The sequence below is a fragment of the Candidatus Kosakonia sp. 282A-S69 genome (assembly GCF_029433855.1).
In the GTDB taxonomy this organism is placed as follows: domain Bacteria; phylum Pseudomonadota; class Gammaproteobacteria; order Enterobacterales; family Enterobacteriaceae; genus Kosakonia; species Kosakonia cowanii_A.
The window spans coordinates 218,667-241,566 of sequence record NZ_JAROAU010000001.1 but is presented as its reverse complement, the minus strand read 5'-3'; the positions used below and the strand labels follow the sequence as shown (position 1 = coordinate 241,566).

General features: G+C 56.5%; 22 protein-coding genes. 9 read left to right on the top strand and 13 right to left on the bottom strand.

The window, feature by feature from the left end; all coding sequences use genetic code 11:
- The 10 genes from PU683_RS01090 to dnaA form a co-directional block, all read right to left on the bottom strand.
- Positions 1 to 1,338, bottom strand: coding sequence for an MFS transporter (locus PU683_RS01090; protein ID WP_277169715.1), 1,338 nt, complete (start codon positions 1,336 to 1,338; stop codon positions 1 to 3).
- A 101-nt stretch (positions 1,339 to 1,439) separates the two neighbouring features.
- Entirely contained in the window at positions 1,440 to 2,588 is a 1,149-nt protein-coding gene (dgoD, locus tag PU683_RS01085) for a galactonate dehydratase (RefSeq protein ID WP_277169714.1), read from the bottom strand.
- Positions 2,585 to 3,202 (bottom strand): 2-dehydro-3-deoxy-6-phosphogalactonate aldolase, encoded by a 618-nt coding sequence (locus tag PU683_RS01080; protein ID WP_277169713.1) that lies wholly within the window; start codon positions 3,200 to 3,202, stop codon positions 2,585 to 2,587. The genes dgoD and PU683_RS01080 overlap by 4 nt, the downstream gene beginning before the upstream one ends.
- The gene (locus tag PU683_RS01075; RefSeq protein ID WP_277169712.1) at positions 3,186 to 4,064 is read right to left on the bottom strand and encodes a 2-dehydro-3-deoxygalactonokinase; all 879 of its coding nucleotides are present in this window, start codon (positions 4,062 to 4,064) and stop codon (positions 3,186 to 3,188) included. The genes PU683_RS01080 and PU683_RS01075 overlap by 17 nt, the downstream gene beginning before the upstream one ends.
- Entirely contained in the window at positions 4,061 to 4,750 is a 690-nt protein-coding gene (gene dgoR / locus PU683_RS01070; protein WP_277169711.1) for a D-galactonate utilization transcriptional regulator DgoR, read from the bottom strand. Before dgoR ends, PU683_RS01075 begins: the two co-directional genes overlap by 4 nt.
- A gap of 244 nt (positions 4,751 to 4,994) precedes the next feature.
- Entirely contained in the window at positions 4,995 to 5,807 is an 813-nt protein-coding gene (yidA, locus tag PU683_RS01065; RefSeq protein WP_277169710.1) for a sugar-phosphatase, read from the bottom strand.
- 127 nt (positions 5,808 to 5,934) lie between these two features.
- Positions 5,935 to 8,349: a DNA topoisomerase (ATP-hydrolyzing) subunit B gene (gene gyrB, locus PU683_RS01060; RefSeq protein WP_277169709.1), complete on the bottom strand. Its 2,415-nt coding sequence runs from the start codon at positions 8,347 to 8,349 to the stop codon at positions 5,935 to 5,937.
- A 28-nt stretch (positions 8,350 to 8,377) separates the two neighbouring features.
- Complete coding sequence (gene recF, locus PU683_RS01055; RefSeq protein WP_277169708.1) at positions 8,378 to 9,451, bottom strand: DNA replication/repair protein RecF; 1,074 nt, start codon at positions 9,449 to 9,451, stop codon at positions 8,378 to 8,380.
- Positions 9,452 to 9,589: 138 nt separating this feature from the next.
- A complete protein-coding gene (gene dnaN, locus PU683_RS01050; RefSeq protein WP_054803533.1) occupies positions 9,590 to 10,690 on the bottom strand; it encodes a DNA polymerase III subunit beta in 1,101 nt (366 codons plus the stop codon).
- A 4-nt stretch (positions 10,691 to 10,694) separates the two neighbouring features.
- Positions 10,695 to 12,092, bottom strand: a complete 1,398-nt coding sequence (dnaA, locus tag PU683_RS01045; protein WP_277169706.1) for a chromosomal replication initiator protein DnaA — start codon at positions 12,090 to 12,092, stop codon at positions 10,695 to 10,697.
- 603 nt (positions 12,093 to 12,695) lie between these two features.
- On the opposite strand from dnaA, the gene rpmH reads away from it, so the two are divergent.
- From rpmH to PU683_RS01015, 6 genes are all read left to right on the top strand, one after another.
- Entirely contained in the window at positions 12,696 to 12,836 is a 141-nt protein-coding gene (gene rpmH, locus PU683_RS01040) for a 50S ribosomal protein L34 (RefSeq protein ID WP_000831330.1), read from the top strand.
- Positions 12,837 to 12,853: 17 nt separating this feature from the next.
- On the top strand, positions 12,854 to 13,213 hold the full coding sequence (gene rnpA, locus PU683_RS01035) for a ribonuclease P protein component (RefSeq protein ID WP_076769290.1): 360 nt from the start codon (positions 12,854 to 12,856) through the stop codon (positions 13,211 to 13,213).
- Complete coding sequence (gene yidD, locus PU683_RS01030) at positions 13,177 to 13,434, top strand: membrane protein insertion efficiency factor YidD (protein ID WP_076769289.1); 258 nt, start codon at positions 13,177 to 13,179, stop codon at positions 13,432 to 13,434. The genes rnpA and yidD overlap by 37 nt, the downstream gene beginning before the upstream one ends.
- A gap of 2 nt (positions 13,435 to 13,436) precedes the next feature.
- On the top strand, positions 13,437 to 15,083 hold the full coding sequence (gene yidC / locus PU683_RS01025; RefSeq protein ID WP_277169705.1) for a membrane protein insertase YidC: 1,647 nt from the start codon (positions 13,437 to 13,439) through the stop codon (positions 15,081 to 15,083).
- Positions 15,084 to 15,181: 98 nt separating this feature from the next.
- Positions 15,182 to 16,546, top strand: coding sequence for a tRNA uridine-5-carboxymethylaminomethyl(34) synthesis GTPase MnmE (mnmE, locus tag PU683_RS01020; protein ID WP_277169703.1), 1,365 nt, complete (start codon positions 15,182 to 15,184; stop codon positions 16,544 to 16,546).
- 210 nt (positions 16,547 to 16,756) lie between these two features.
- Positions 16,757 to 17,494 carry a 4'-phosphopantetheinyl transferase family protein gene (locus PU683_RS01015; protein ID WP_277169702.1) on the top strand — a complete coding sequence of 246 codons (738 nt, stop codon included), beginning with the start codon at positions 16,757 to 16,759 and terminating at the stop codon, positions 17,492 to 17,494.
- A 53-nt stretch (positions 17,495 to 17,547) separates the two neighbouring features.
- Here PU683_RS01015 and PU683_RS01010 read toward each other — a convergent pair whose 3' ends face one another.
- The gene (locus PU683_RS01010; RefSeq protein WP_277169701.1) at positions 17,548 to 18,885 is read right to left on the bottom strand and encodes an NCS2 family permease; all 1,338 of its coding nucleotides are present in this window, start codon (positions 18,883 to 18,885) and stop codon (positions 17,548 to 17,550) included.
- A gap of 167 nt (positions 18,886 to 19,052) precedes the next feature.
- Here PU683_RS01010 and yieH point away from each other — a divergent pair, with 167 nt between their 5' ends.
- Genes yieH through PU683_RS00995 form a run of 3 tightly spaced genes read left to right on the top strand, consistent with a single transcriptional unit; the run spans position 19,053 to position 21,260 of the window.
- Positions 19,053 to 19,718, top strand: coding sequence for a 6-phosphogluconate phosphatase (yieH, locus tag PU683_RS01005; RefSeq protein ID WP_277169700.1), 666 nt, complete (start codon positions 19,053 to 19,055; stop codon positions 19,716 to 19,718).
- 25 nt (positions 19,719 to 19,743) lie between these two features.
- Positions 19,744 to 20,331: a PF03691 family colicin E2 tolerance protein CbrC gene (gene cbrC, locus PU683_RS01000; protein ID WP_277169699.1), complete on the top strand. Its 588-nt coding sequence runs from the start codon at positions 19,744 to 19,746 to the stop codon at positions 20,329 to 20,331.
- A gap of 26 nt (positions 20,332 to 20,357) precedes the next feature.
- Positions 20,358 to 21,260 carry an ADP-ribosylglycohydrolase family protein gene (locus tag PU683_RS00995; protein WP_277169698.1) on the top strand — a complete coding sequence of 301 codons (903 nt, stop codon included), beginning with the start codon at positions 20,358 to 20,360 and terminating at the stop codon, positions 21,258 to 21,260.
- Between the two features lie 38 nt (positions 21,261 to 21,298).
- On the opposite strand, the gene phoU is transcribed toward PU683_RS00995, so the two are convergent.
- Both phoU and pstB read right to left on the bottom strand, forming a co-directional pair.
- Positions 21,299 to 22,024: a phosphate signaling complex protein PhoU gene (phoU, locus tag PU683_RS00990; protein WP_042714854.1), complete on the bottom strand. Its 726-nt coding sequence runs from the start codon at positions 22,022 to 22,024 to the stop codon at positions 21,299 to 21,301.
- A gap of 68 nt (positions 22,025 to 22,092) precedes the next feature.
- The gene (gene pstB, locus PU683_RS00985; protein ID WP_277169696.1) at positions 22,093 to 22,866 is read right to left on the bottom strand and encodes a phosphate ABC transporter ATP-binding protein PstB; all 774 of its coding nucleotides are present in this window, start codon (positions 22,864 to 22,866) and stop codon (positions 22,093 to 22,095) included.
- Positions 22,867 to 22,900: the final 34 nt, after the last annotated feature.

The window sequence follows — 22,900 nt, the reverse complement described above, 5'->3', positions numbered from 1 at the left end:
TTAGCCTACTCGCTTCACATCGCCAACCAGCAAAATGTAGGAGAGCGCGCCAATCAGCGCCACGGCGGAGATATAGACCAGCGCCGGGCCAAAGCCATAATCCTGCGCCAGGTAGCCAATCACCAGCGGCACCGTGATGCCGCCCAGCCCGCCGACAAAGTTAAACACACCACCGGTCAGGCCAATCAGGCGCATCGGCGCCAGCGACGACACCAGCGACCAGGTGATCGAAGCAAACCCGTTACCGAAGAAGGCCAGCGCCATCAGCGCCATAATCCACATCGGGTCGTTGGTGTAGTTCGCGCCCATGATACAGGTGGAGATAAGCAGGCCGCAGATAATCGGCGTTTTACGCGCGACGCCCAGTGAATAGCCCTTTTTCACCAGCGTATCGGCGACCCAGCCGGAGAGCAGCACACCAAAGAAGGCCGCCAGGAACGGCACGGTGGTCATAAACCCGGCTTTCAGCGCGGTGATGCCCTTCTCCTGCGTCAGGTAGTTCGGGAACCAGGTGAGGAAGAACCAGAGCGTTGAGGTGACGGCGAACTGGCCGAGATAGACGCCAACCAGTTTGCGGTGGAATACCAGTTTCCACTCCGCTTTGGTCAGCGGCTGGCGCGCCTCTTTTTTCACCGGCGCGTCGCCATCAATCAGGCCACCGCCCGCTTTGATGTACTCCAGCTCCGCCTGGCTGATGTTTTTGGTCAGGCGCGGCGGCTGGTAGACCTTAATCCAGATCAGCGACCAGATAATGCCGATGCCGCCGGTGACGATAAACACCCAGTGCCAGCTCAGCAGCTCCTGGATCCAGATCAGCAGCGGCGTGAGAAAAGCCAGCCCGACAAACTGCCCGGAGGTGTAGAACCCCACCGCCGAGGCGCGCTCCTGCTCAGGGAACCAGCTGGTCACCATACGGTTATTGGTCGGGAAAGCGGGCGCTTCGAAAATCCCGGTGATGGCACGCAGGCCAATCAGCGACAGCAGACCCGTGGCGAACCCCTGAAATAGCGTGGCGACCGACCAGCCAAAAATAGCGATGAAGTAGGTGAGACGCGAACCGACGCGGTCAAGGAACCAGCCGCCGGGGATCTGGCAGAGAGTATAGAGCCAGGCGAAGGCGGAAAAGACGTAGCCCATCTCCGCTTTGGTAATACCGAACTCCTGCTGGATATGGGCAGAGGCCACGGCCAGGTTGGCGCGGTCAACATAACAAATAACCACCGTGATAAAGATCATCAGCAGCGTCAAATAGCGCCGACGCCCTGTTTTTGCAGTCGTTACAGAAATATCCATAACTGTCTGTCTCCGGGTTTTGGGCATGGCGAAGCCGCTCACCATGCCCTGTTAAATACAGAGGGTGTAGGAAAAAATTATTTTTGATGTTCTGAATGCGCTAAATCGTTATGCAGGCCGGATAAACGTTATTGCCATCCGGCCAATTACCATTCGGCGACGGTGCCGTCCGCATGCCGCCACACCGGGTTACGCCAGTCCGGCGCACTTTTACTCAACTCAATCACTTTCTCTTCGTCGATCTCTACGCCAAGACCCGGCTTCATCAGTGGCTTAAAGAAGCCCCCTTCCATATTGAAGTCCTCTTTGTTCTTCACGAAGTCGAGCAGTTCGGCGCCTTTGTTGTAGTGAATGCCCATGCTCTGCTCCTGGAACACCGCATTGTGCGAGACGAAGTCGACGTGCAGACAGGCAGCGAGTGCTATCGGGCCGAGCGGGCAGTGCGGGGCCAGCGCCACATCGTAAGCTTCCGCCATACCGGCAATTTTGTAGCACTCGGTAATGCCGCCCGCGTGGGAGAGATCCGGCTGCAAAATCGCAATGCCGCCCGCTTCCAGCACGCGCTTAAATTCGAAGCGCGAAAACATTCGTTCACCGGCGGCAATGGGAATATGGGTTTGCGCGGCGAGGCGCGGGTAATACTCCGCCTGCTCGGCCAGCACCGGCTCTTCAATAAACAACGGGCGATAAGGCTCCAGCTCTTTAATCAGCACTTTCGCCATGGGCGCGCTAACGCGACCGTGAAAATCGAGACCAAACTCAATATCGTTGCCAAACGCCTCGCGGATTTGCGCCACGGTAGTGACTGCCGCATCGACTTTGCGTGAATCATCGATAATGCCTAACTCTTCGCAGCCGTTTAATTTAAAGGTGTCAAAGCCGATGGTGCGCAGGGTTTTGATGCCATCAATCACCTCTGCCGGGCGGTCACCGCCGACCCAGCTGTAGGCTTTGATTTTGTCGCGCACCAGGCCGCCCATTAGCTGCCAGACCGGCGCGTTAAGCACTTTACCTTTGATATCCCACAGCGCCTGGTCAATTCCGGCGATGGCGCTCATCAGGATCGGGCCGCCACGATAGAAACCGGCCCGGTACATCACCTGCCACAAGTCGTTGATACGGGAGGGGTCCTGACCAATCAGGTAGTCGCCCAGCTCATGCACTGCCGCTTCAACGGTGCGCGCACGCCCTTCGATCACCGGCTCGCCCCAGCCGACTACACCTTCATCGGTTTCGATTTTTAAGAACATCCAGCGCGGCGGTAAGCGGTAAGTCGTCAGTTTGGTTATCTTCATTGCACAGCCTCTTGATACGCGTTAACAAATGCTTTCGCCTGCTCGATGGTGCGGCTCAACGGCTGCCCGGCGCGATAGAGATCGCTGCCCAGCCCGGCGCCAACACAGCCTGCCTGCAGCCACTGGTGCAGGTTTTCCGGCGTCACGCCGCCAACGGCAAACACCGGTACGTCCGCGGGCAAAACCGCTTTCAGCGCTTTGATGTAATCCGGGCCAAAGGCGGAGGAGGGGAAAATTTTCAGCGCCTGCGCACCGGCTTCCAGCGCCGTGAAGGCTTCACTGGCGGTAGCGCAGCCCGGGCAGACGGTCATGCCGTGGCTGACCGCGCGGCGGATCACTTCGGGCTGCGTATTGGGCGTAACAATCAATTTGCAACCCATCTCTGCCAGCCGATCAACCTGCTCCGGTTTCAGCACCGTACCGCCGCCAATCAGTGCACGATCGCCGAAATTCGCTACGATATCCCCAATGCTGGTCTCCCATTCGGGTGAGTTAAGCGGGATCTCCACGGCGTCGAAACCTGCGTCGAGTATGGCGGCGACGTGCGTGCGCGCCTCATCCGGGGTGATGCCACGTAAAATAGCGATCAGCGGAAGCTTAGTTTGCCACTGCATGGGCAATCCTCCTGATACCTGCCTGAAATGCCGTGTCGCCATCCAGCGTATTTACCGCCCGCCCGATGGCGCGAAACGCGCGCTGATAACGGGCGGAAAGAGACGGGCTGGCGACCAGCGTGATTGCCTGCAAACCGGCGAAGCGGGCGTTCATGGTCGCCACCTCACCGCCAATCAGCAGACCCGAAAGGAATTCGCTCACTTCTTCACGCGCGAGGGAACTCAGCACATGGGCGGCACGAACTTCAAAAAGCTGCGGCAGGATCTCAGGTGACGCGAGGCCGCGCGCCAGGCCTGCGTCGAAGGCATCATCACTGGCGGTTTGCTCAGGCAAGCCTGCGCCCACCAGCGAGTGGCGCAGCAGGAGATGATGCAGCTCACCGGTCATTACGGTGTGAAAATCACGGATCTGATGCTTATCGGCTTCGACCCACTTGCAGTGGGTGCCGGGCATCACATACAACGCGGCGGGGGCAAGCTCGCTGGCGCCGAGCAGTTGGGTCTCTTCGCCGCGCATCACGTTGTGGTTGTCATCGCTGGAGACGCACAGGCCGGGGATGATCCAGACACGCTCTTTCACCTGGGTGAGGCGCTCGCCGATGCCGTCCAGCGCGGTCGGGCACGGCAGATAGGGGGCGATTTTCCAGCCCGCGTTACTGCCGACCATGCCCGCCATCACAACCGGCACGGTGTCGCTGCTCCAGCCATCGGTCACTTCTGCTAACACCGCTTCGGGGGATCGGCCATTGAGACGGGTTACCCCTGCCTCAGACTGCCTGCTCTCCAGGCAAACGCCATCCTGAAAAAGCCAGGCGCGTAGGTTGGTGGATCCCCAGTCGATTGCGATGTAGCGAGCCGTCATGTAATTTCCTTCAACCTTCGTGTTGAGCTGGCGATCATGGTGAGCGCCGCCTGCTCTGCCGCTGTGCTGTCCTGATGCCGAATCGCATCGAACAGCGCCTTATGTTCCTGCAGGGTTTTCGGCATGTTCGCCTCATCGCCCATCCAGGTCCGTTCAAATACCGCCCGTTGCAGTGAGCTAATGGCCACACTCAACTGTTGCAGCACCGGGTTGTGCACCGATTGCAGTACCGCTTCGTGGTAGCGGATATCGGCTTCGTTAAAGGCGTCCCGATGCTGGTTGTTGGCGATCATGTCGTTGAGCGCCGACTCAATATTCGCCAGGTCACTGGAGGTGGCGCGTTCCGCCGCCCAGCGGGCGATGGCCGGTTCCACCAGGTTTCGCACTTCACTCATCGCGCTGATTAAGCGCGGGTCGTAGTCATGCTCCAGCACCCATTGCAGCACCTCGGTGTCGAGGTAGTTCCACTGGTTACGCGGGGCGACAAACGCGCCGCGATAACGCTTCATTTCAATCAGCCGCTTGGCCATCAGCGCGCGGTAGACCTCGCGGATGATATTGCGCGAGGTTTCAAACTCTTCGCACAGCTCTGCTTCGGCGGGTAGCGCCGAACCGGGGACATATTTGCCGCTGATAATCTGGCGGCCCAGCGAGACGATAATGCGGTCAGTTTTATTCATGGTCATAACGCGTCCTTAGCAACGGTTTCTCGGCCACTACTTTATCGCCTCTGCCGCAATTTCCCTCAACATTGAAGTACAAATATGCTGGCTTCCCCGCAAGGGATGCCGCAATCGTAGTACAATCACTTTGTGTTGTACTACAATTTGGATCACAAAAACGACAATTGGTAAGCAAATTGTTATCAGCACGGTGTGCAGGGCAAAAAAAAACCCGCGCAGGGCGCGGGTCAGGAAGAGGGGGAAGGGCTTAGTTGAGGGCGAACTTCTCGATCGCGTAAGCAACGCCATCTTCGAGGTTGGTTTTGGTGACGAAATCTGCCGCCTCTTTCACCGACGGAATAGCGTTTTCCATCGCCACGCCAACGCCTGCAAACTCAATCATGGCGATATCATTTTCCTGATCGCCAATCGCCATAATCTCTTCCGGCTTGATGTTTAACACATCGGCAAGGGCTTTGACGCCGGTACCTTTGGTGACACTTTTATGCAGGATTTCCAGGAAGTAAGGGGCGCTTTTCAGCACCGTGTACTTCTCTTTCACTTCCTGTGGAATGCGGGCGATCGCCTGGTCGAGGATCGTCGGTTCATCAATCATCATCACTTTCAGGAACTGGGTCTGCGGGTCCATCTTCTCTGCTTCACAGAAGACCAGCGGAATGGTCGCCACAAAGGATTCATGCACGGTGTAGGGGCTGATATCGCGGTTTGCGGTGTAGAGCGTGTTGCGATCCAGCGCGTGGAAGTGCGAGCCGACGTCGCGGGAGAGTTGTTCCAGATAGCGGTAATCGTCATAGCTCAGCGTGGTTTGCGCTACGGTACTGCCGTCGCTGGCGTTCTGCACCAGCGCGCCGTTATAGGTAATACAATAGTCACCCTCCCGCTCCATATGCAGCTCTTTCATATAGCTGTGTACGCCAGCGTAAGGGCGTCCGGTGGTCAGCACGACATTGATGCCGCGTTCGCGCGCGGCGGCAATCGCATTTTTTACCGCAGGAGAGATAGTGTGGTCCGGCAGCAGCAGCGTGCCGTCCATATCGATTGCAATGAGTTTAATAGCCATGAGATCCCCAGATGAGAAGTGTTTGACCTCATGCTAACGCGATTCCGCTCAAAAAACAGCAGCGCGCCGGGGAGAAAAGGGGGAGAGAAAGGGGGATACGGGATCCCCCTTTTAATGCAGGATCACTTTAGATATCGATATTCGCCGCCTTCAGGGCGTTCTCTTCGATAAAGGCGCGGCGCGGTTCAACGGCATCGCCCATTAAGGTAGTAAAGAGCTGATCGGCAGCAATCGCATCTTTCACGGTAACGCGCAGCATGCGGCGGCTTTCCGGATCCATGGTGGTTTCCCACAGCTGATCCGGGTTCATCTCGCCGAGGCCTTTATAACGCTGAATGGAGAGACCGCGACGGGACTCTTTCACCAGCCACTCCAGCGCCTGCTCGAAGCTGGTCACCGGCTGGCGGCGTTCGCCGCGTTCGATATAGGCATCTTCTTCAATCAGGCCGCGCAGCTTCTCGCCAAGCGTGCAGAGACGACGGTATTCGCCGCCGGTCACAAATTCGTGATCGAGCGGGTAATCGGTATCCACGCCGTGCGTGCGCACGCGAATAATCGGCTCGAACTGGCTCAGCGCGCTGTTCACCCGGACATCATATTTCCAGGTGCTGCCATGGGCTTCGTTCTCATTGAGTACAGTGATGAGCTGGGAAACCCACTGCGTAACGGTGCGCTCATCGGCGAGATCCGCTTCCGCCAGCGTCGGCTGATAGACCAGCTCTTTCAGCAGCGCGCGCGGGAAGCGGCGCTCCATGCGGCCAATCATCTTCTGCGCAGCGTTGTACTCGGAAACCATTTTCTCCAGCGCTTCACCCTGCAGAGCAGGCGCGCCTTCGGTGGTGTGCAGCGTTGCGCCGTCGAGCGCGATAGAGATCTGATACTGATCCATCGCCTCGTCATCTTTGATGTACTGCTCCTGCTTGCCTTTCTTCACTTTGTAGAGCGGCGGCTGCGCGATGTAGACATGGCCACGCTCAACGATTTCCGGCATCTGACGATAGAAGAAGGTCAACAGCAGCGTACGGATGTGCGAACCATCGACGTCCGCATCGGTCATGATGATGATGCTGTGGTAGCGCAGTTTGTCCGGGTTGTACTCGTCGCGACCGATGCCGCAGCCGAGCGCGGTGATAAGCGTCGCCACTTCCTGCGAGGAGAGCATCTTGTCGAAGCGCGCTTTCTCGACGTTGAGGATTTTACCTTTCAACGGCAGAATCGCCTGGTTTTTGCGGTTACGGCCCTGTTTGGCAGAACCGCCCGCGGAGTCCCCTTCCACTAAGTAGAGTTCGGACAGCGCCGGGTCACGCTCCTGGCAATCCGCCAGTTTGCCCGGCAGACCGGCCAGATCGAGCGCGCCTTTACGGCGGGTCATTTCACGCGCTTTACGCGCCGCTTCACGAGCACGCGCAGCGTCAATGATTTTGCCGACCACGATCTTCGCATCGCCCGGGTTTTCCAGCAGGTATTCGGCCAGCAGTTCGTTCATCTGCTGTTCTACCGCCGATTTCACCTCCGAAGAGACCAGCTTATCTTTGGTCTGCGAGGAGAATTTCGGGTCCGGCACTTTCACCGACACCACCGCAATCAGGCCCTCACGGGCATCATCACCGGTGGCGCTCACTTTGGCTTTCTTGCTGTAGCCCTCTTTATCCATATAGGCGTTCAGCGTACGGGTCATCGCCGCGCGGAAGCCTGCAAGGTGGGTACCGCCGTCGCGCTGCGGAATATTGTTGGTAAAGCAGTAGATGTTTTCCTGGAAACCGTCGTTCCACTGCAGCGCAACTTCGACGCCAATACCGTCTTTTTCGGTGGAGAAATAGAAGATATTCGGGTGGATCGGCGTTTTGTTTTTGTTGAGGTACTCAACAAACGCCTTGATGCCGCCTTCATAGTGGAAATGGTCTTCTTTGCCGTCGCGCTTGTCGCGCAGGCGAATCGACACGCCGGAGTTCAGGAAGGAGAGCTCGCGCAGGCGTTTCGCCAGAATTTCGTATTCAAATTCAATGACGTTGGTGAAAGTTTCGTAGCTCGGCCAGAAACGCACCATGGTACCGGTTTTTTCCGTTTCGCCCGTCACTTCCAGCGGAGCCTGCGGCACGCCGTGGGTGTAGATCTGACGGTGAACTTTGTTATCGCGCTGGATAACCAGCTCCAGTTTCTGCGACAGGGCGTTGACCACTGAAACGCCGACGCCGTGCAGACCGCCGGAGACTTTATAGGAGTTATCGTCGAACTTACCGCCCGCATGCAGTACGGTCATGATCACTTCCGCAGCGGAAACGCCCTCTTCCGGGTGAATGCCGGTCGGAATACCACGACCATCATCCTGTACGGAGACAGAGTTATCGCTGTGAATGGTGACGATAATGTCTTTACAGTACCCTGCGAGCGCTTCGTCGATAGCGTTATCTACTACCTCGAATACCATGTGGTGCAGACCGGTGCCGTCATCCGTATCGCCGATATACATACCCGGGCGCTTACGCACTGCATCCAGCCCTTTGAGGACTTTGATACTGGAGGAGTCATAAGAATTCGACATCAACGTTTCTCGCTCATTTCAACTTGGGTTAATCGGCTATTTTACCCTTTTCCACGGTGAACATCTTCGAATTTTTGTCCGACATGTCCATAACGTGTTCAGCGCTGATGGCGCTGACGAAAACCTGTGACTGGGTGGCTTTTAACCGGCTGGCTAACAGCCCGCGCTTTTCGTCATCAAGCTCCGAGGCAAAATCATCTATCAGGTATAAACAGCGTCGCCCGCTTTCACGGGTTAAAAACTCCCCCTGCGCCAGGCGCAGCGCGCACATCAGGAGCTTTAACTGCCCGCGCGAAAGGGTGTCTTCAACGGGCGCGCCATCCGCACGAATGCGGAAATCCGCTTTATGCGGGCCATGCGCGGTATAAGTGAGCATGCGGTCGCGCTCAAAACTGCGCGCCAGCACCTCTTCGTAATCGGTCTCTTTCTCCCAGCCGCGCTGGAAAGAGAAGGTCAGGGAAAATTCCGGTAAGAACTGCCGGCAGGTGTCGGCCATATCTTCCGCGATAGCGGCGCTGTACTCCGCGCGCCAGCGGCTGATCTGCTCGGCCAGCGGCACAAGCTCTTTGTCCCACGGACGCAGCTGGCCGTAATGGCTCACCTGGCGTAAAGCGGCATTGCGCTGTTTTAACAGGCGCTTGAGGTTGCTCCAGGCGGTGAAAAAGCCGCTTTCGTTGTGGAAGCATCCCCAGTCGAGAAAGGCGCGACGGTATTTAGGGCCGCCGTTGAGTAAGGTAAACCCTTCAGGGGTAATCAGCTGCATTGGCATAAGCAGCGCCAGCTCCGCCACTTTATGACCGTCGGTGCCGTCGATGCGTACTTTGCTGTCACCGAGCTTATCTTTGGTCAGGCCAATGGCGATTTCGCGCGCCTCAGCCTGCAAACGCCCGTGCAGGACAAACGCCTCCTGCTCATGGCGAATAACGCGGCCAATTTGCAGGCTGCGAAACGCCCGACCATGCCCGAGGGTGTAAATCGCCTCCAGCACGCTGGTTTTCCCGCTGCCGTTAGCGCCCACCAGAAAGTTAAAACCAGGGGAGAGCGCGAGATCCGCGCTTTCGATATTGCGGAAATCTTTAATCAGTAAGCGGGTTAGCGACATGATTCACTCATTACCCGGGCGTATCGTCGCAGTTAGCCTGGTAACGGCCAGCGCGCGGCAACCGGAGCGTACTGAAGTACGTAAAGATTGCGGGCGCTGCCCGAGGCCAGAGTAACCAGAAAGATAGCCCGCTATTTTCTACAACCGCATTGGCATAACGACATAGGCTGCGCTCTGGCTCGCCGCGTCTTCAATCTGCACGCTGGAAACGGAGTCGGTCAGCAGAATGCGCACGTTTTCGCACTTCAGCGCGTTCAACACATCGAGCACATAGCTGACGTTAAAGCCGATCTCCATTTCGCTACCGCCGTAGGTGACATCAAGAAACTCTTCCGCTTCTTCCTGCTCCGGGTTATTGGCAGTGATTTTGATCTGGTTCTCGCTGACGTAGAGACGCACACCGCGGAACTTCTCGTTGGAGAGGATCGCCGCACGGGCAAAAGCCTGCTTTAGCGAATCACAGCCCGCTTCCAGCGTTTTGTCCGGGTTTTTCGGCAATACGCGGCGATAGTCAGGGAAACGACCATCAACCAGCTTCGAGGTGAAGATAAAATCGCCGACGTGCGCGCGGATGTTGTTGCTGCCGATCTGCACACGCAGCGGCGTTTCGCCACCGTCGAGCATACGCATCAGCTCAATCACACCTTTACGCGGCACGATCACCGAATGATTCGGTAATGTTTGCCCAATCGGCATTGAACAGACGGCAAGGCGGTGACCGTCGGTGGCGACGGTACGCAGCTCTTCACCTTCCGTTTCAAACAGCATGCCGTTTAAGTAGTAACGGACATCCTGGTGCGCCATCGAGAACTGCGTCGCTTCGATCAGGCGTTTCATGGTGGCCTGCGGCAGCGTGAACTCCACTTCGCTTTGCCAGTCATCCAGATTAGGGAAATCCGCCGCCGGCAGCGTTGAGAGAGAGAAACGGCTGCGCCCGGAACGGATCAGCATGCGCTCACCCTCCAGCTGCATCGCAATTTCCGCCCCTTCCGGCAGGCCTCGACAGATGTCGAAGAATTTACGTGCCGGTACGGTTGTCGCGCCCTGTTCATGGGGCTGGACAAGCGCCACGCGGGCAACCATCTCCATTTCAAGATCGGTGCCGGTCAGCGAGAGCGCGCCGTCGGTAACCTGAAGCAGCAGATTACCGAGAATAGGCAACGTCGGGCGTCCGCCCAGCGGGCCGCTAACTTGTTGCAGCGGCTTTAATAAGTGTTCACGTTCAACGGTAAATTTCATAGCGTCACGAAGAGAGAGTTCGGATTAAATTGGAAAAATCTTCTTTGATATCATGGCTTTCTTCACGCAACTGCTCAATCTTACGGCAGGCATGCAGTACGGTGGTGTGGTCACGGCCGCCAAAGGCATCGCCGATCTCCGGCAGGCTGTGGTTGGTCAGCTCCTTGGCCAGCGCCATCGCCATCTGGCGCGGGCGGGCAACGGAACGGGAGCGTCGCTTCGACAGCAGATCTGCCACCTTAATCTTGTAATACTCCGCCACCGTCTTTTGAATATTGTCGATGGTGACCAGCTTCTCCTGCAGCGCCAGCAGATCGCGCAGCGCTTCGCGCACGAAATCAATGGTGATGGCGCGCCCGGTAAAGTTAGCATTGGCGATGACGCGGTTCAGCGCCCCTTCCAGCTCACGCACGTTGGAACGCAGGCGCTTGGCAATAAAGAAGGCCACTTCACCCGGCAGACGGATATCGTTCTCGTCGGCCTTTTTCATCAGGATCGCAACGCGGGTTTCCAGCTCCGGCGGTTCGATCGCCACGGTCAGCCCCCAGCCGAAGCGGGATTTTAGACGATCCTCAACACCATTGATCTCTTTCGGATAACGATCCGAGGTGAGAATGATCTGCTGATTGCCTTCCAGCAGGGCGTTAAAGGTGTGGAAGAACTCCTCCTGGGATCGCTCTTTATTAGCAAAGAATTGAATATCATCGATCAGCAGGGCGTCAACGGAGCGGTAGTAGCGTTTAAACTCTTCGATCGCATTGTTTTGCAGGGCTTTTACCATGTCCTGGACAAAGCGTTCGGAGTGCATATACACCACTTTGGCATTCGGCTTACGCGCCACAATGCCGTTACCTACCGCATGCAGCAGGTGCGTTTTACCGAGACCAGTGCCGCCATATAAAAAGAGCGGGTTGTATGCGCCGCCGGGATTATCTGCCACCTGGCGGGCTGCCGCGCGAGCCAGCTGGTTCGACTTACCTTCAACGAAGTTATCAAAGGTGTGCTTGACGTTAACGTTTGAGCGGTAGGTCGGTTCCGCGGGAGCGGGCACGTTATCCCAGCCTGAACGGGCGACAGGCGCAGCGCGCGGAATCACCACCTGCGCCGCCTGCGCGGGCGCGGCGACGGTGGCAGGCTCTCTCAGCGTCTGATTAGCCGGACGAGCGCCCACTTCAAAACGCAGCTGTGGCGCATCCGCCCCGCAGAAATCATTAAGCAGGCCGTTGATATTATTAAGGTATTTATCTCTTACCCAATCAAGCACAAAACGATTTGGCGCATACAAAGCCAGCGTGTTGTCACTCAGTTCCGCCTGCAACGGGCGGATCCACATACTAAATTCAGTGGCTGGTAACTCATCCTGCAATCGGGCAAGACACTGCTGCCAAAGCGAAAGTGACACGGCGGACTCCACTCGAACGTAAATCGATAAATAGTAAAGACAGAGACATTAATCTTTTTTGACACACATCGATAAGACCCAGCGGGGTGATGTGCGAACCGCTGTTTACGGTTTTTGCCCTTAGGCGATCCTGGATCGCGATCGGGACCGCGGATCATAGCGTAAACCGCGGAAGAGATCTTCTGTTTCTCACAGATTCTTCACGATTTATCCACAGGCCGATCCGGAACGCGCTAAGTGTAAACGATCCAGGCGCGGGTGCGGGAAGATTTAGGCCGCATATTGGAAAATTAAATGGTTTTAGCCGAATAATCCCATAAACGATCTAAGGAAGATCCGGGTGGATCCTTGCGCTTTGCCATTTGCCCCGTATAATTCTGCCCCCGGCGCGTCTTACTCTTTTCAGGCGCCGGAAGCCGCTTAGTTTCTGCGCAGATCTGTGCAAAAATACGTGCGCTATAAGGAAAGAGAATTGACTCCGGAGTGTACAATTATTACAATCCGGCCTCTTTAATTACCCATGGCTTGCGCGCCGGTCGTTCGATATTCGTTCGGGCATACGCAAAAGTCAGTGAATTTATTCAAGTTTAGGTAGAAATCGCCATGAAACGCACTTTTCAACCGTCTGTACTGAAGCGCAACCGTTCTCACGGCTTCCGTGCTCGTATGGCTACTAAAAATGGTCGCCAGGTTCTGGCTCGTCGTCGCGCTAAAGGCCGCGCACGTCTGACCGTTTCCAAGTAATAAAAGCTAACCCCTGAGTGGTTAAGCTCGCTTTTCCCAGGGAGTTACGTTTGTTAACTCCCACTCATTTCACATTCGTCTTCCAGCAGCCACAACGGGCTGGCACGCCGCAAATCACCATCCTCGGCCGCCTGAATTCGCTGGGGCATCCCCGTATCGGTCTTACCGTCGCCAAGAAAAATGTCAAACGCGCACATGAACGCAACCGGATTAAACGTCTGACGCGTGAAAGTTTCCGTTTGCACCAACATGACCTGCCGGCCATGGATTTTGTGGTGGTGGCAAAGAAAGGGGTTGCCGACCTCGATAACCGTGCTCTCACGGAAGCGTTGGAAAAATTATGGCGCCGCCATTGTCGCCAGGCTCAAGGGTCCTGATAGCCCTTATACGGGTCTACCAACGCCTGATTAGTCCGCTACTCGGGCCGCACTGCCGTTTCACCCCTACCTGTTCTCACTATGGAATTGAGGCATTGCGCAGGTTTGGAGTGTTAAAAGGCAGTTGGTTGACAGTGAAACGCGTATTAAAATGCCACCCTTTACACCCGGGTGGCGACGATCCCGTCCCGCCAGGACCTTCTAAAACCAGAGAACACTAACGATGGATTCGCAACGCAATCTTTTTATCATCGCTTTGTTGTTCGTGTCTTTCATGATCTGGCAAACGTGGGAGAAGGAGCAAAATCCTCCTCCGGCGCAGCAGCAGACCACGCAGACTACGACCACCGCAGCGGGTAACGCAGCCGACCAGAGCGTTCCGGCCAGTGGCCAGGGGAAACTGATTACGGTTAAAACCGATGTGCTTGAGCTGACCATCAACACCCGTGGTGGTGATGTTGAGCAGGCACTGCTCCCGACGTATCCGAAAGAGCTGGGCGCCACCGAACCGTTCCAGTTACTGGAAACCACGCCTGAGTTTGTCTACCAGGCGCAGAGCGGTCTGACCGGCCAGAACGGCCCGGACAACCCGGCAAACGGTCCACGCCCGCTGTATAACGTCGATAAAGATGCGTTTGTACTGGCAGAAGGCCAGAACGAGCTGGCGATCCCGCTGACCTATACCGATGCGGCTGGCAACACCTTCACCAAAACCTTCACCCTGAAACGCGGTGAATATGCGGTGAACGTTGGCTACAGCGTAAAAAACGCCGGTGCGACACCGCTGCAGGTGGCCACCTTTGGCCAGCTGAAGCAGACCATCAAACTCCCTTCTCACCGCGATACCGGCAGCAGCAACTTTGCGCTGCACACCTTCCGCGGCGCGGCGTACTCCACGCCGGACACCAAGTATGAGAAGTACAAGTTTGACACCATCGCTGATGACGAAAACCTGAATGTCAGCTCAAAAGGCGGCTGGGTTGCGATGCTGCAACAATATTTCGCCACGGCGTGGATCCCACGTAACGACGGCGCAAATAACTTCTATACCGCGAATCTGGGCAACGGCGTTGCGGCAATCGGCTATAAATCTCAGCCGGTTACCATCGCAGCAGGCCAGACTGGCGTACTGAACAGCACCCTGTGGGTCGGCCCGGAGATTCAGGACAAGATGGCCGCTGCGGCGCCGCACCTGGATCTGACCGTGGATTACGGCTGGTTGTGGTTCATCTCTCAGCCGCTGTTTAAGCTGCTGAAATGGATCCACAGCTTCCTCGGCAACTGGGGCTTCTCCATCATCGCGATCACCTTCATCGTGCGTGGCATCATGTACCCGCTGACCAAAGCGCAGTACACCTCGATGGCGAAAATGCGCATGCTGCAGCCGAAGATTCAGGCTATGCGTGAGCGTCTGGGCGATGATAAACAGCGTATGAGCCAGGAAATGATGGCGATGTACAAAGCGGAGAAAGTGAACCCGCTGGGCGGCTGCTTCCCGCTGCTGATCCAGATGCCAATCTTCCTTGCGCTCTACTACATGCTGATGGGCTCCGTTGAGCTGCGCCATGCGCCGTTTGCGCTGTGGATCCACGATCTCTCGGCGCAAGACCCGTACTACATCCTGCCGATCCTGATGGGCGTAACGATGTTCTTCATTCAGAAGATGTCGCCGACCACTGTGACCGACCCGATGCAGCAGAAGATCATGACCTTTATGCCGGTCATCTTCACGGTATTCTTCCTGTGGTTCCCGTCAGGTCTGGTGCTGTACTACATCGTCAGCAACCTGGTAACCATTCTGCAGCAGCAGCTGATTTACCGTGGTCTGGAGAAACGTGGTCTCCACAGCCGCGAGAAGAAGAGCTCCTGATCCAGAGCAAGCCGGGTAAGCGAAGCGCCACCCGGTAACATGTTAAAAAAGGGCGGTCGGTTGACCGCCTTTTTTATAAGTAAAAAATGAGGCAAACCATGAGCCATAACGACACTATCGTCGCCCAGGCAACCCCACCGGGACGCGGTGGTGTGGGCATCCTGCGTATCTCCGGCCTGAAAGCGCGCGACGTGGCGCAGGCAGTGCTGGGCAAGCTGCCGAAACCGCGTTATGCCGACTATCTTGCGTTTCAGGACGCCGACGGCAGCGCGCTGGACCAGGGCATTGCGCTGTGGTTCCCCGGCCCCAACTCCTTCACCGGTGAAGATGTGCTGGAGCTGCAGGGCCACGGCGGCCCGGTGATCCTCGATCTGCTGTTAAAGCGCATTCTGACGCTGCCCGGCCTGCGCATTGCTAAACCGGGCGAATTCTCTGAGCGCGCCTTTCTCAATGACAAACTCGATCTGGCGCAGGCAGAAGCGATCGCCGACCTGATTGACGCCAGCTCCGAGCAGGCCGCGCGTTCGGCGCTCAACTCTCTGCAGGGTGCCTTTTCCGCCCGAGTTAACCACCTGGTGGAAGCACTCACTCACCTGCGTATCTACGTCGAAGCGGCAATTGACTTCCCCGACGAGGAGATCGACTTTCTCTCCGATGGCAAAATCGAAGCACAGCTCAATGATGTGATAAGCGATCTGGATGCGGTACGTGCCGAAGCGCGCCAGGGAAGCCTGCTGCGTGAAGGGATGAAGGTGGTGATAGCCGGGCGTCCGAACGCCGGGAAGTCGAGCCTGCTTAACGCGCTGGCGGGTCGAGAAGCGGCGATCGTCACCGATATCGCCGGCACGACACGCGATGTGCTGCGTGAACATATCCATATCGACGGTATGCCGCTGCACATTATCGATACCGCCGGGTTGCGCGAAGCCAGTGACGAAGTCGAGCGAATCGGGATTGAGCGTGCCTGGCAGGAGATTGAGCAAGCGGACCGCGTGCTGTTTATGGTGGACGGCACGACCACTGACGCCGTCGATCCGGCGGATATCTGGCCTGATTTTATAGCCCGTTTACCGGCGAAACTGCCGATCACAGTGGTACGTAATAAAGCCGATGTCACCGGCGAGCAGCCGGGGATCAGCGAAGTGAACAATCACTCACTTGTCCGCCTCTCTGCGCGAACTAACGAAGGGATAGACGTGCTGCGTCACCATCTCAAGCAGAGCATGGGTTTTGACACCAGCATGGAGGGGGGCTTCCTTGCGCGCCGTCGTCATCTGCAGGCACTGGAGATGGCCGCTGAGCATCTGCAACAGGGCAAAGCGCAGCTGCTTGGCGCCTGGGCGGGCGAGCTGCTCGCAGAGGAGCTACGGCTGGCGCAGCAGAGCCTGAGCGAGATCACCGGCGAGTTTACTTCAGATGACCTGCTGGGCAGGATTTTCTCAAGCTTCTGTATTGGTAAATAATCCTTCATCCCGCGGCTGGCGGGCGTTTTAGCGCTCGTTAGCCGTCATTTCATCACTTTTTCCGAAAGTGTTCCCTATTGACGAAAGAAAGTGTAAATATCACCCCTTAGGACTTTTCAGATGGGGCTTTTCGCATTAAAACCTATGCATCACTGGCGATAATGTCGATTATCGATTTCATTAACGCAGCCCATTATCACGGAGCGAAAAATGGCGACACACTTTGCAAGAGGGATCCTCTCAGAAGGCCATCTCGTCTCGACCCGGCTCCCTCAGGCGTGCCTTGATGCCGCCGGCCAACTTCCGGAACATCGCCGCTCCCGTTATATCGCCTCCCGGGCGCTGCTCGCAGAGATGATGTTTATGCTTTATGGCATCAGCGAACTGCCGGAGATGGTGGTTGAGAAAAGCGGACGACCGCGCTTTGCCGACAACAGCCTGCCGAGCTTTTCACTGGCCTATGCCGGGAATATGGTTGGCGTCGCCATTACCACCGAAGGCGAGTGCGGCCTCGATATGGAGCTACAGCGCGCGACGCGCAGCTTCCATAGCCCGCACGGGCACAAGCACACCTTCAGCAACAATGAGCAGCTGTGGATAAACAACCAGAACGATGCCATTGAAGCGCAAACGCAGCTGTTAACGCTGCGCCAGAGCGTGATGAAGCTGATCCACCAGATGCAGGATGACCCGATGCAGCTCCAGCTACTGCCCGGCTCCGGACGGCTTCGCGTCATGCAGCATGCGCAGGTAGAAGTGATGTGCGATGCCGAAGATGTGCTGATTTGGTCAGTTGCGGTCGCGCCAGCAATTGAAAGCCTGCGCATCTGGGAGTTCGACAGCCAGAAAGGGTGGCACTACCTGACAGATGTGCAGACCCGCGCCAACGATCCGGCTTCCCGCCTGATGCGTTTTACCAGCCTGCCCGCCGAAAAAGCGTTGATCTGAATAGGTGTGAGGGTAAAGCTTTCCCTCCCCCGAAGCGGGAGAGGGAGAGGGGATTAGTGCGCGTCGATAAAGATGATTTTTAGCAGGAACAGCAGCGCCACGACAATCACGCACGGGCTAAGCTCGCGCAGGCGGCCGGTACCGATTTTCATCACGCAGTAGGAGATAAAGCCGAGCGCGATCCCCTCGGTGATGGAGAAGCTAAACGGCATCATGACGGCGGTAATAAACGCCGGCACCGCTTCGGTAAGATCGTCCCACTTCACGCGTGCCAGGCTTGAAGTCATCAACACCCCAACGTAAATCAGCGCGCCCGCAGCCGCGTAACCCGGCACCATTCCCGCCAGCGGCGACAGGAAGATCACCAGCAGGAACAGCAAACCAACAACCACCGCCGTCAGGCCGGTACGCCCGCCAACAGAGACCCCCGAAGAGGATTCAATATAAGCGGTAACCGAGGATGTCCCGAAGAAGGAGCCGGTCACAGAGGAGATGCTGTCAACGTAGAGTGCCTGCTTCATGCGCGGGAATTTGCCCTTCTCATCCACCAGCCCGGCTTTGTCGGTCACGCCAATCAGCGTCCCGGAGGAGTCGAACAGGTTCACCAGCATAAATGAGAAGATCACGCCCGCCAGAGCCAGGTTAAAGGAGCCGGCGAGATCGACGTTGCCCACCACCGACATGACGCTTGGCGGCTTAGAGACAATCCCGTGATACTGCACATCGCCCAGCAGCCAGCCCAGAAGCGTGGTCACGACGATAGAGACCAGCACCGCGGCGTGAATATTGCGCGACGCCAGGATAGCGATAATAAAGAAGCCAAGAATGCCCAGCAGCACGCTGTGCGACGTCAGGTTACCGATGCTGACCAGTGTCTCTTTGTTGGCGACAATCACACCCGCATTCTTCAGACCCATCATGCCGATAAACAGGCCGATCCCGCTGGTGATGCCGACACGCAGGCTCATCGGGATATTGGCAATCATCCAGTAACGTACGCGGAAGAGGGTCAGCAACAGCAGACCGACCGCCCCCCAGAAGATCGCGCCCATGCCAACCTGCCAGGAGAGCCCCATCGCGCCAACCACGACAAAGGCGAAGAAGGCGTTTAATCCCATTGCCGGTGCCAACGCGACCGGCAGGTTAGCCACCAGACCCATCAGGGTGCTGCCGAACGCAGCGATCAGACAGGTGGTGACAAAAACTGCGCTGGTATCCATTCCGGCGACGCCTAAAATTTGCGGGTTAACGAAAACGATGTAGACCATCGTTAAAAACGTCGTGAAGCCGGCGATCACTTCGGTGCGCGCCGTTGTGCCGTGGTCACGCAGTTTGAACACGCGGTCAAGCAATCCCGGGCGAGAGGCCTGGGAAGTCTGTTGTTGGCTCATTATCAATTTCCGGAATAGGAGGGAAAATTCGTCGCTATCCTATACCAAAATGAGGCAGTATTGACGGTTATCACACACTTTTTTTCATTGAATTTGCTTATACGGCAACGATTGCGTCCCGCAATCTGCGTTAAGTAATCGTTAAACTTGTAATCACAGGAAATGGCATGTCCCACATTGAAGCGATCTTTTTCGACTGTGACGGCACCCTGGTCGATAGCGAAGTCATCTGTTCCCGCGCATACGTCCATATGTTTCAGACCGTTGGCATTACGCTGGATCTCGAAGAGGTCTTTAAGCGATTCAAAGGCATGAAACTGTATGAAATTATTGATGTTATTGGTGAAGAGCACGGTAAAGCGCTGGATAAAGCCACTCTGGAGCCGATTTATCGCGCCGAAGTGGCGCGGCTGTTCGACAGTGAGCTGGAGGTGATTCCGGGTGCCAGCGCGCTGCTTGATGCCGTCAGCGTACCCATGTGCGTCGTCTCTAACGGGCCAGTGAGCAAAATGCAACACTCTTTAGGCAAACTTGGGATGTTGCACCACTTTCCGGAAAAACTGTTTAGTGGCTATGACATCCAGCGCTGGAAGCCCGATCCGGCGTTAATGTACCATGCAGCAGAGGTACTCGATGTCTCGCCGGAGAAGTGCATTCTGGTGGATGATTCCGCCGCCGGAGCGCACTCTGGCATTGCGGCAGGGATGGAAGTCTTTTACTTCTGCGCCGACCCGCATAACGTACCTATCGATCACCCAAAAGTGACGACATTTACTGACTTAGCACAGCTGCCAGCATTATGGCGCGCTCGCGGGTGGTCTGTTACGCGCTAACTTACCTACAAAACAGGATGTTTTTATGGACCAGAATAATCGCCCTCTCCCGGTATTCAAATACCATCCACAGCCCCTGGAAACGGGCGTCTTCTCTGAAGGCAAAACCGTGACCTGCGCCTGTTGCTCACAGCCAACAGATGTCTACTACACCAACCCATTCTTTACGGCTGAAGAGGTCGACACGCTCTGCCCGTGGTGCATTGCCGATGGCTCAGCAGCAAAGAAATTCAACGGTACATTTCAGGATGATTGCAGCCTTGAAGGTGTTGAAGGGGAGTTTGACGATGAGGGCGAATTTACCGGCTTTAGCAGTTCATGGCCGGAAGCGACCGTTGCTGAGTTAACGCAACGCACGCCCGGCTATTGCGGATGGCAGCAGGAACACTGGCTGGCGCACTGCAATGATTTCTGCGCCTTTATCGGTTACGTTGGCTGGAACGAGATAGCCGACAAGCTGGATCAGTTTGCCGATCTGGACGCCGATTGCCGGGCCTTTGGTATGGATATCAACAAACTACAGGAGTATCTGCGCGACGGCGGCGACTGTCAGGGCTACCTCTTCCGCTGCCTCCACTGCGGGAAGCTGCGTCTGTGGGCAGATTTCTCCTGACGGCTTGCCTGAAATAAGGATAAAAGATGTCGGATTTACTTGCGCGTTATCAGGGGTGCCTTCTCGGCCTGGCGGCCGGAGATGCGGTTGGCACAACGGTAGAGTTCAGTCCCAGAGAGAGCTTTACCCCGGTCACCGACATGGTCGGCGGCGGCCCGTTTCATTTAAAAGCCGGGCAGTGGACGGATGACACCTCAATGGCGCTCTGCCTCGCGCATAGCCTGATCGCCTGTAAAGGGTTTGATGCGAACGATCAGATGAACCGCTATCTCAACTGGTGGAAGTGGGGCTATCTAAGCTCCACGGGCAGCTGTTTTGATATCGGGATGACCGTCTCATCCGCGCTGCAGCGCTTTGCGCACGACGGCGAGCCCTTTGCCGGTTCCAGCGATCCGCGCACCGCGGGCAATGGTTCACTGATGCGGCTGGCACCGGTGGTGCTCTGGTACTACCCGGATGTGCCAAAGGCGCTGGAGTTTGCTGAAGCGTCATCGCGGACCACGCACGCTGCGCCGGAAGCGCTGGCCAGCTGTCGTCTCTTCGCGCAGATGCTTATCAATGCGCTGCAGGGCAAAAGTAAATCCGACACGCTGACGGATATTGCGCAGCGGCCGGAGCAGGCTACTCTGCGCCAGATCGCCGAAGGGCATTACCGACAGAAATCGCGTGCAGAAGTGTTTGGCACCGGTTACTGCGTGCAAAGCCTGGAGGCGGCGCTTTGGTGCTTCGCTCACGGGGAGAGTTTCGAAGAGACGATCCTGCTGGCGACTAACCTTGGCGACGATGCGGATACCACCGCGGCGATTGCCGGGCAGCTGGCTGGTGCGTGGTACGGCGTAGAAGGTATCCCGCACCGCTGGCGGGAGAAGCTGTGGCAAGGCGATGAGATCGCAACGCTTGCGGGGCAGTTACTCAGTAAGTCAGCGTGAAGCAAAACCCCCTCATCATGAGGGGGTTTTTATTGCGCTTACTCTTTCGGATCCTTTCCGGCGAGCAGCTTGTCCAGTTCGTCGCCGCCAACGTGGCGGAAATCCTGGCCTTTAACGAAGTAGAAGATGTACTCGCAGATATTCTGACAGCGGTCGCCGATACGCTCGATAGAGCGGGCGCAAAAGAGGGCGGTCAACACGCTCGGAATGGTGCGGGAGTCTTCCATCATGTAGGTCATCAGCTGACGCACGATGCCTTCATACTCCTGATCCACCTTCTTATCTTCGCGATAGACTCGCACCGCTTCGTCGATATCCATCCGCGCAAAGGCGTCGAGCACGTCATGCAGCATCTGCACGGTATGGCGGCCTAACGACTCAAGGCTGACGAGCAGCGGCTGATGCTGCTGGGAGAACTTCTCCAGCGCCGTACGGCAGATTTTATCCGCCACGTCGCCAATACGTTCCAGCTCGGCGATGGTTTTGATGATCGCCATGACCAGGCGTAAATCGCTCGCCGTCGGCTGACGCTTGGCGATAATGCGCACGCAGGCTTCATCGATGGCCACTTCCATCATATTGACCTGCTTATCCCCCTCCACAACGCGCTTCGCCAGCTCGCTGTCCTGGTTGTGCATCGCGGTAATCGCATCCGAGAGCTGCTGCTCCACCATTCCACCCATAGTCATGACCTGAGTGCGAATACTTTCCAGTTCAGCGTTGAACTGCCCGGAAATATGTTTGTTAAGGTTCAGATTGTCCATGGTGCACTCCAAATGCCCGACAAATTTCACGTGGTAACGAGGTGGCAGCCACCTCTGTGGTTCGGCAATCAGCCATAGCGCCCGGTAATATAATCTTCCGTTTGCTTCTTCGCAGGCTTGGTGAACAGATCGTCTGTATTGCTGAACTCAATCAACTCACCGAGATACATAAACGCAGTGTGATCGGAACAGCGAGCCGCCTGCTGCATGTTGTGCGTCACGATAACCACGGTGTAATCCTGCTTAAGCTCGGTGATCAGCTCTTCGATACGGCCAGTGGAGATCGGGTCCAGCGCCGAGCAAGGCTCATCCAGCAGCAGCACTTCCGGGCGAATAGCAATACCGCGCGCGATACAGAGACGCTGCTGCTGGCCACCGGAGAGAGAGTAGCCGCTCTGGTGCAATTTATCCTTGGTTTCATTCCACAATGCGGCCTTGCTCAGGGCCCACTGTACGCGCTCGTCCATATCCGGGCGCGAAAGCTTTTCAAACAGGCGCACGCCAAAGGCGATATTGTCATAAATCGACATCGGGAAGGGCGTCGGTTTCTGGAACACCATGCCCACTTTCGCGCGCAACAGCGCGATATCCTGGGTATTGGTGAGGATGTTGTCGCCATCCAGCAGAATTTCGCCTTCGGCACGCTGCTCAGGATAGAGCTCATACATTTTGTTAAAGGTGCGCAGCAGCGTGGATTTTCCGCAGCCAGACGGCCCGATAAACGCCGTCACCTGATTTTTGGCAATATCCAGGCTGATGTTTTTCAGTGCATGGAATTTGCCGTAATAGAAGTTCAAATCACGAACCTGAATCTTGCCCGGCGTAGTATCAACCATACTCATTTATCTCTTTCCTCAACTCGACGCCGCCTTCGCC

Bases quoted from the DNA above. Each gene is read 5' to 3' on its own strand.
- pstB (WP_277169696.1), bottom strand. From the start codon at position 22,866: ATGAGTATGGTTGATACTACGCCGGGCAAGATTCAGGTTCGTGATTTG.
- yidA (WP_277169710.1), bottom strand. From the start codon at position 5,807: ATGGCTATTAAACTCATTGCAATCGATATGGACGGCACGCTGCTGCTG.
- mnmE (WP_277169703.1), top strand. From the start codon at position 15,182: ATGAGCCATAACGACACTATCGTCGCCCAGGCAACCCCACCGGGACGC.
- dgoD (WP_277169714.1), bottom strand. From the start codon at position 2,588: ATGAAGATAACCAAACTGACGACTTACCGCTTACCGCCGCGCTGGATG.
- phoU (WP_042714854.1), bottom strand. From the start codon at position 22,024: ATGGACAATCTGAACCTTAACAAACATATTTCCGGGCAGTTCAACGCT.
- PU683_RS01075 (WP_277169712.1), bottom strand. From the start codon at position 4,064: ATGACGGCTCGCTACATCGCAATCGACTGGGGATCCACCAACCTACGC.
- dgoR (WP_277169711.1), bottom strand. From the start codon at position 4,750: ATGACCATGAATAAAACTGACCGCATTATCGTCTCGCTGGGCCGCCAG.
- recF (WP_277169708.1), bottom strand. From the start codon at position 9,451: ATGTCGCTAACCCGCTTACTGATTAAAGATTTCCGCAATATCGAAAGC.
- PU683_RS01080 (WP_277169713.1), bottom strand. From the start codon at position 3,202: ATGCAGTGGCAAACTAAGCTTCCGCTGATCGCTATTTTACGTGGCATC.
- gyrB (WP_277169709.1), bottom strand. From the start codon at position 8,349: ATGTCGAATTCTTATGACTCCTCCAGTATCAAAGTCCTCAAAGGGCTG.
- PU683_RS01090 (WP_277169715.1), bottom strand. From the start codon at position 1,338: ATGGTGAGCGGCTTCGCCATGCCCAAAACCCGGAGACAGACAGTTATG.
- PU683_RS01015 (WP_277169702.1), top strand. From the start codon at position 16,757: ATGGCGACACACTTTGCAAGAGGGATCCTCTCAGAAGGCCATCTCGTC.
- yieH (WP_277169700.1), top strand. From the start codon at position 19,053: ATGTCCCACATTGAAGCGATCTTTTTCGACTGTGACGGCACCCTGGTC.
- rpmH (WP_000831330.1), top strand. From the start codon at position 12,696: ATGAAACGCACTTTTCAACCGTCTGTACTGAAGCGCAACCGTTCTCAC.
- cbrC (WP_277169699.1), top strand. From the start codon at position 19,744: ATGGACCAGAATAATCGCCCTCTCCCGGTATTCAAATACCATCCACAG.
- PU683_RS01010 (WP_277169701.1), bottom strand. From the start codon at position 18,885: ATGAGCCAACAACAGACTTCCCAGGCCTCTCGCCCGGGATTGCTTGAC.
- PU683_RS00995 (WP_277169698.1), top strand. From the start codon at position 20,358: ATGTCGGATTTACTTGCGCGTTATCAGGGGTGCCTTCTCGGCCTGGCG.
- yidC (WP_277169705.1), top strand. From the start codon at position 13,437: ATGGATTCGCAACGCAATCTTTTTATCATCGCTTTGTTGTTCGTGTCT.
- yidD (WP_076769289.1), top strand. From the start codon at position 13,177: ATGGCGCCGCCATTGTCGCCAGGCTCAAGGGTCCTGATAGCCCTTATA.
- dnaN (WP_054803533.1), bottom strand. From the start codon at position 10,690: ATGAAATTTACCGTTGAACGTGAACACTTATTAAAGCCGCTGCAACAA.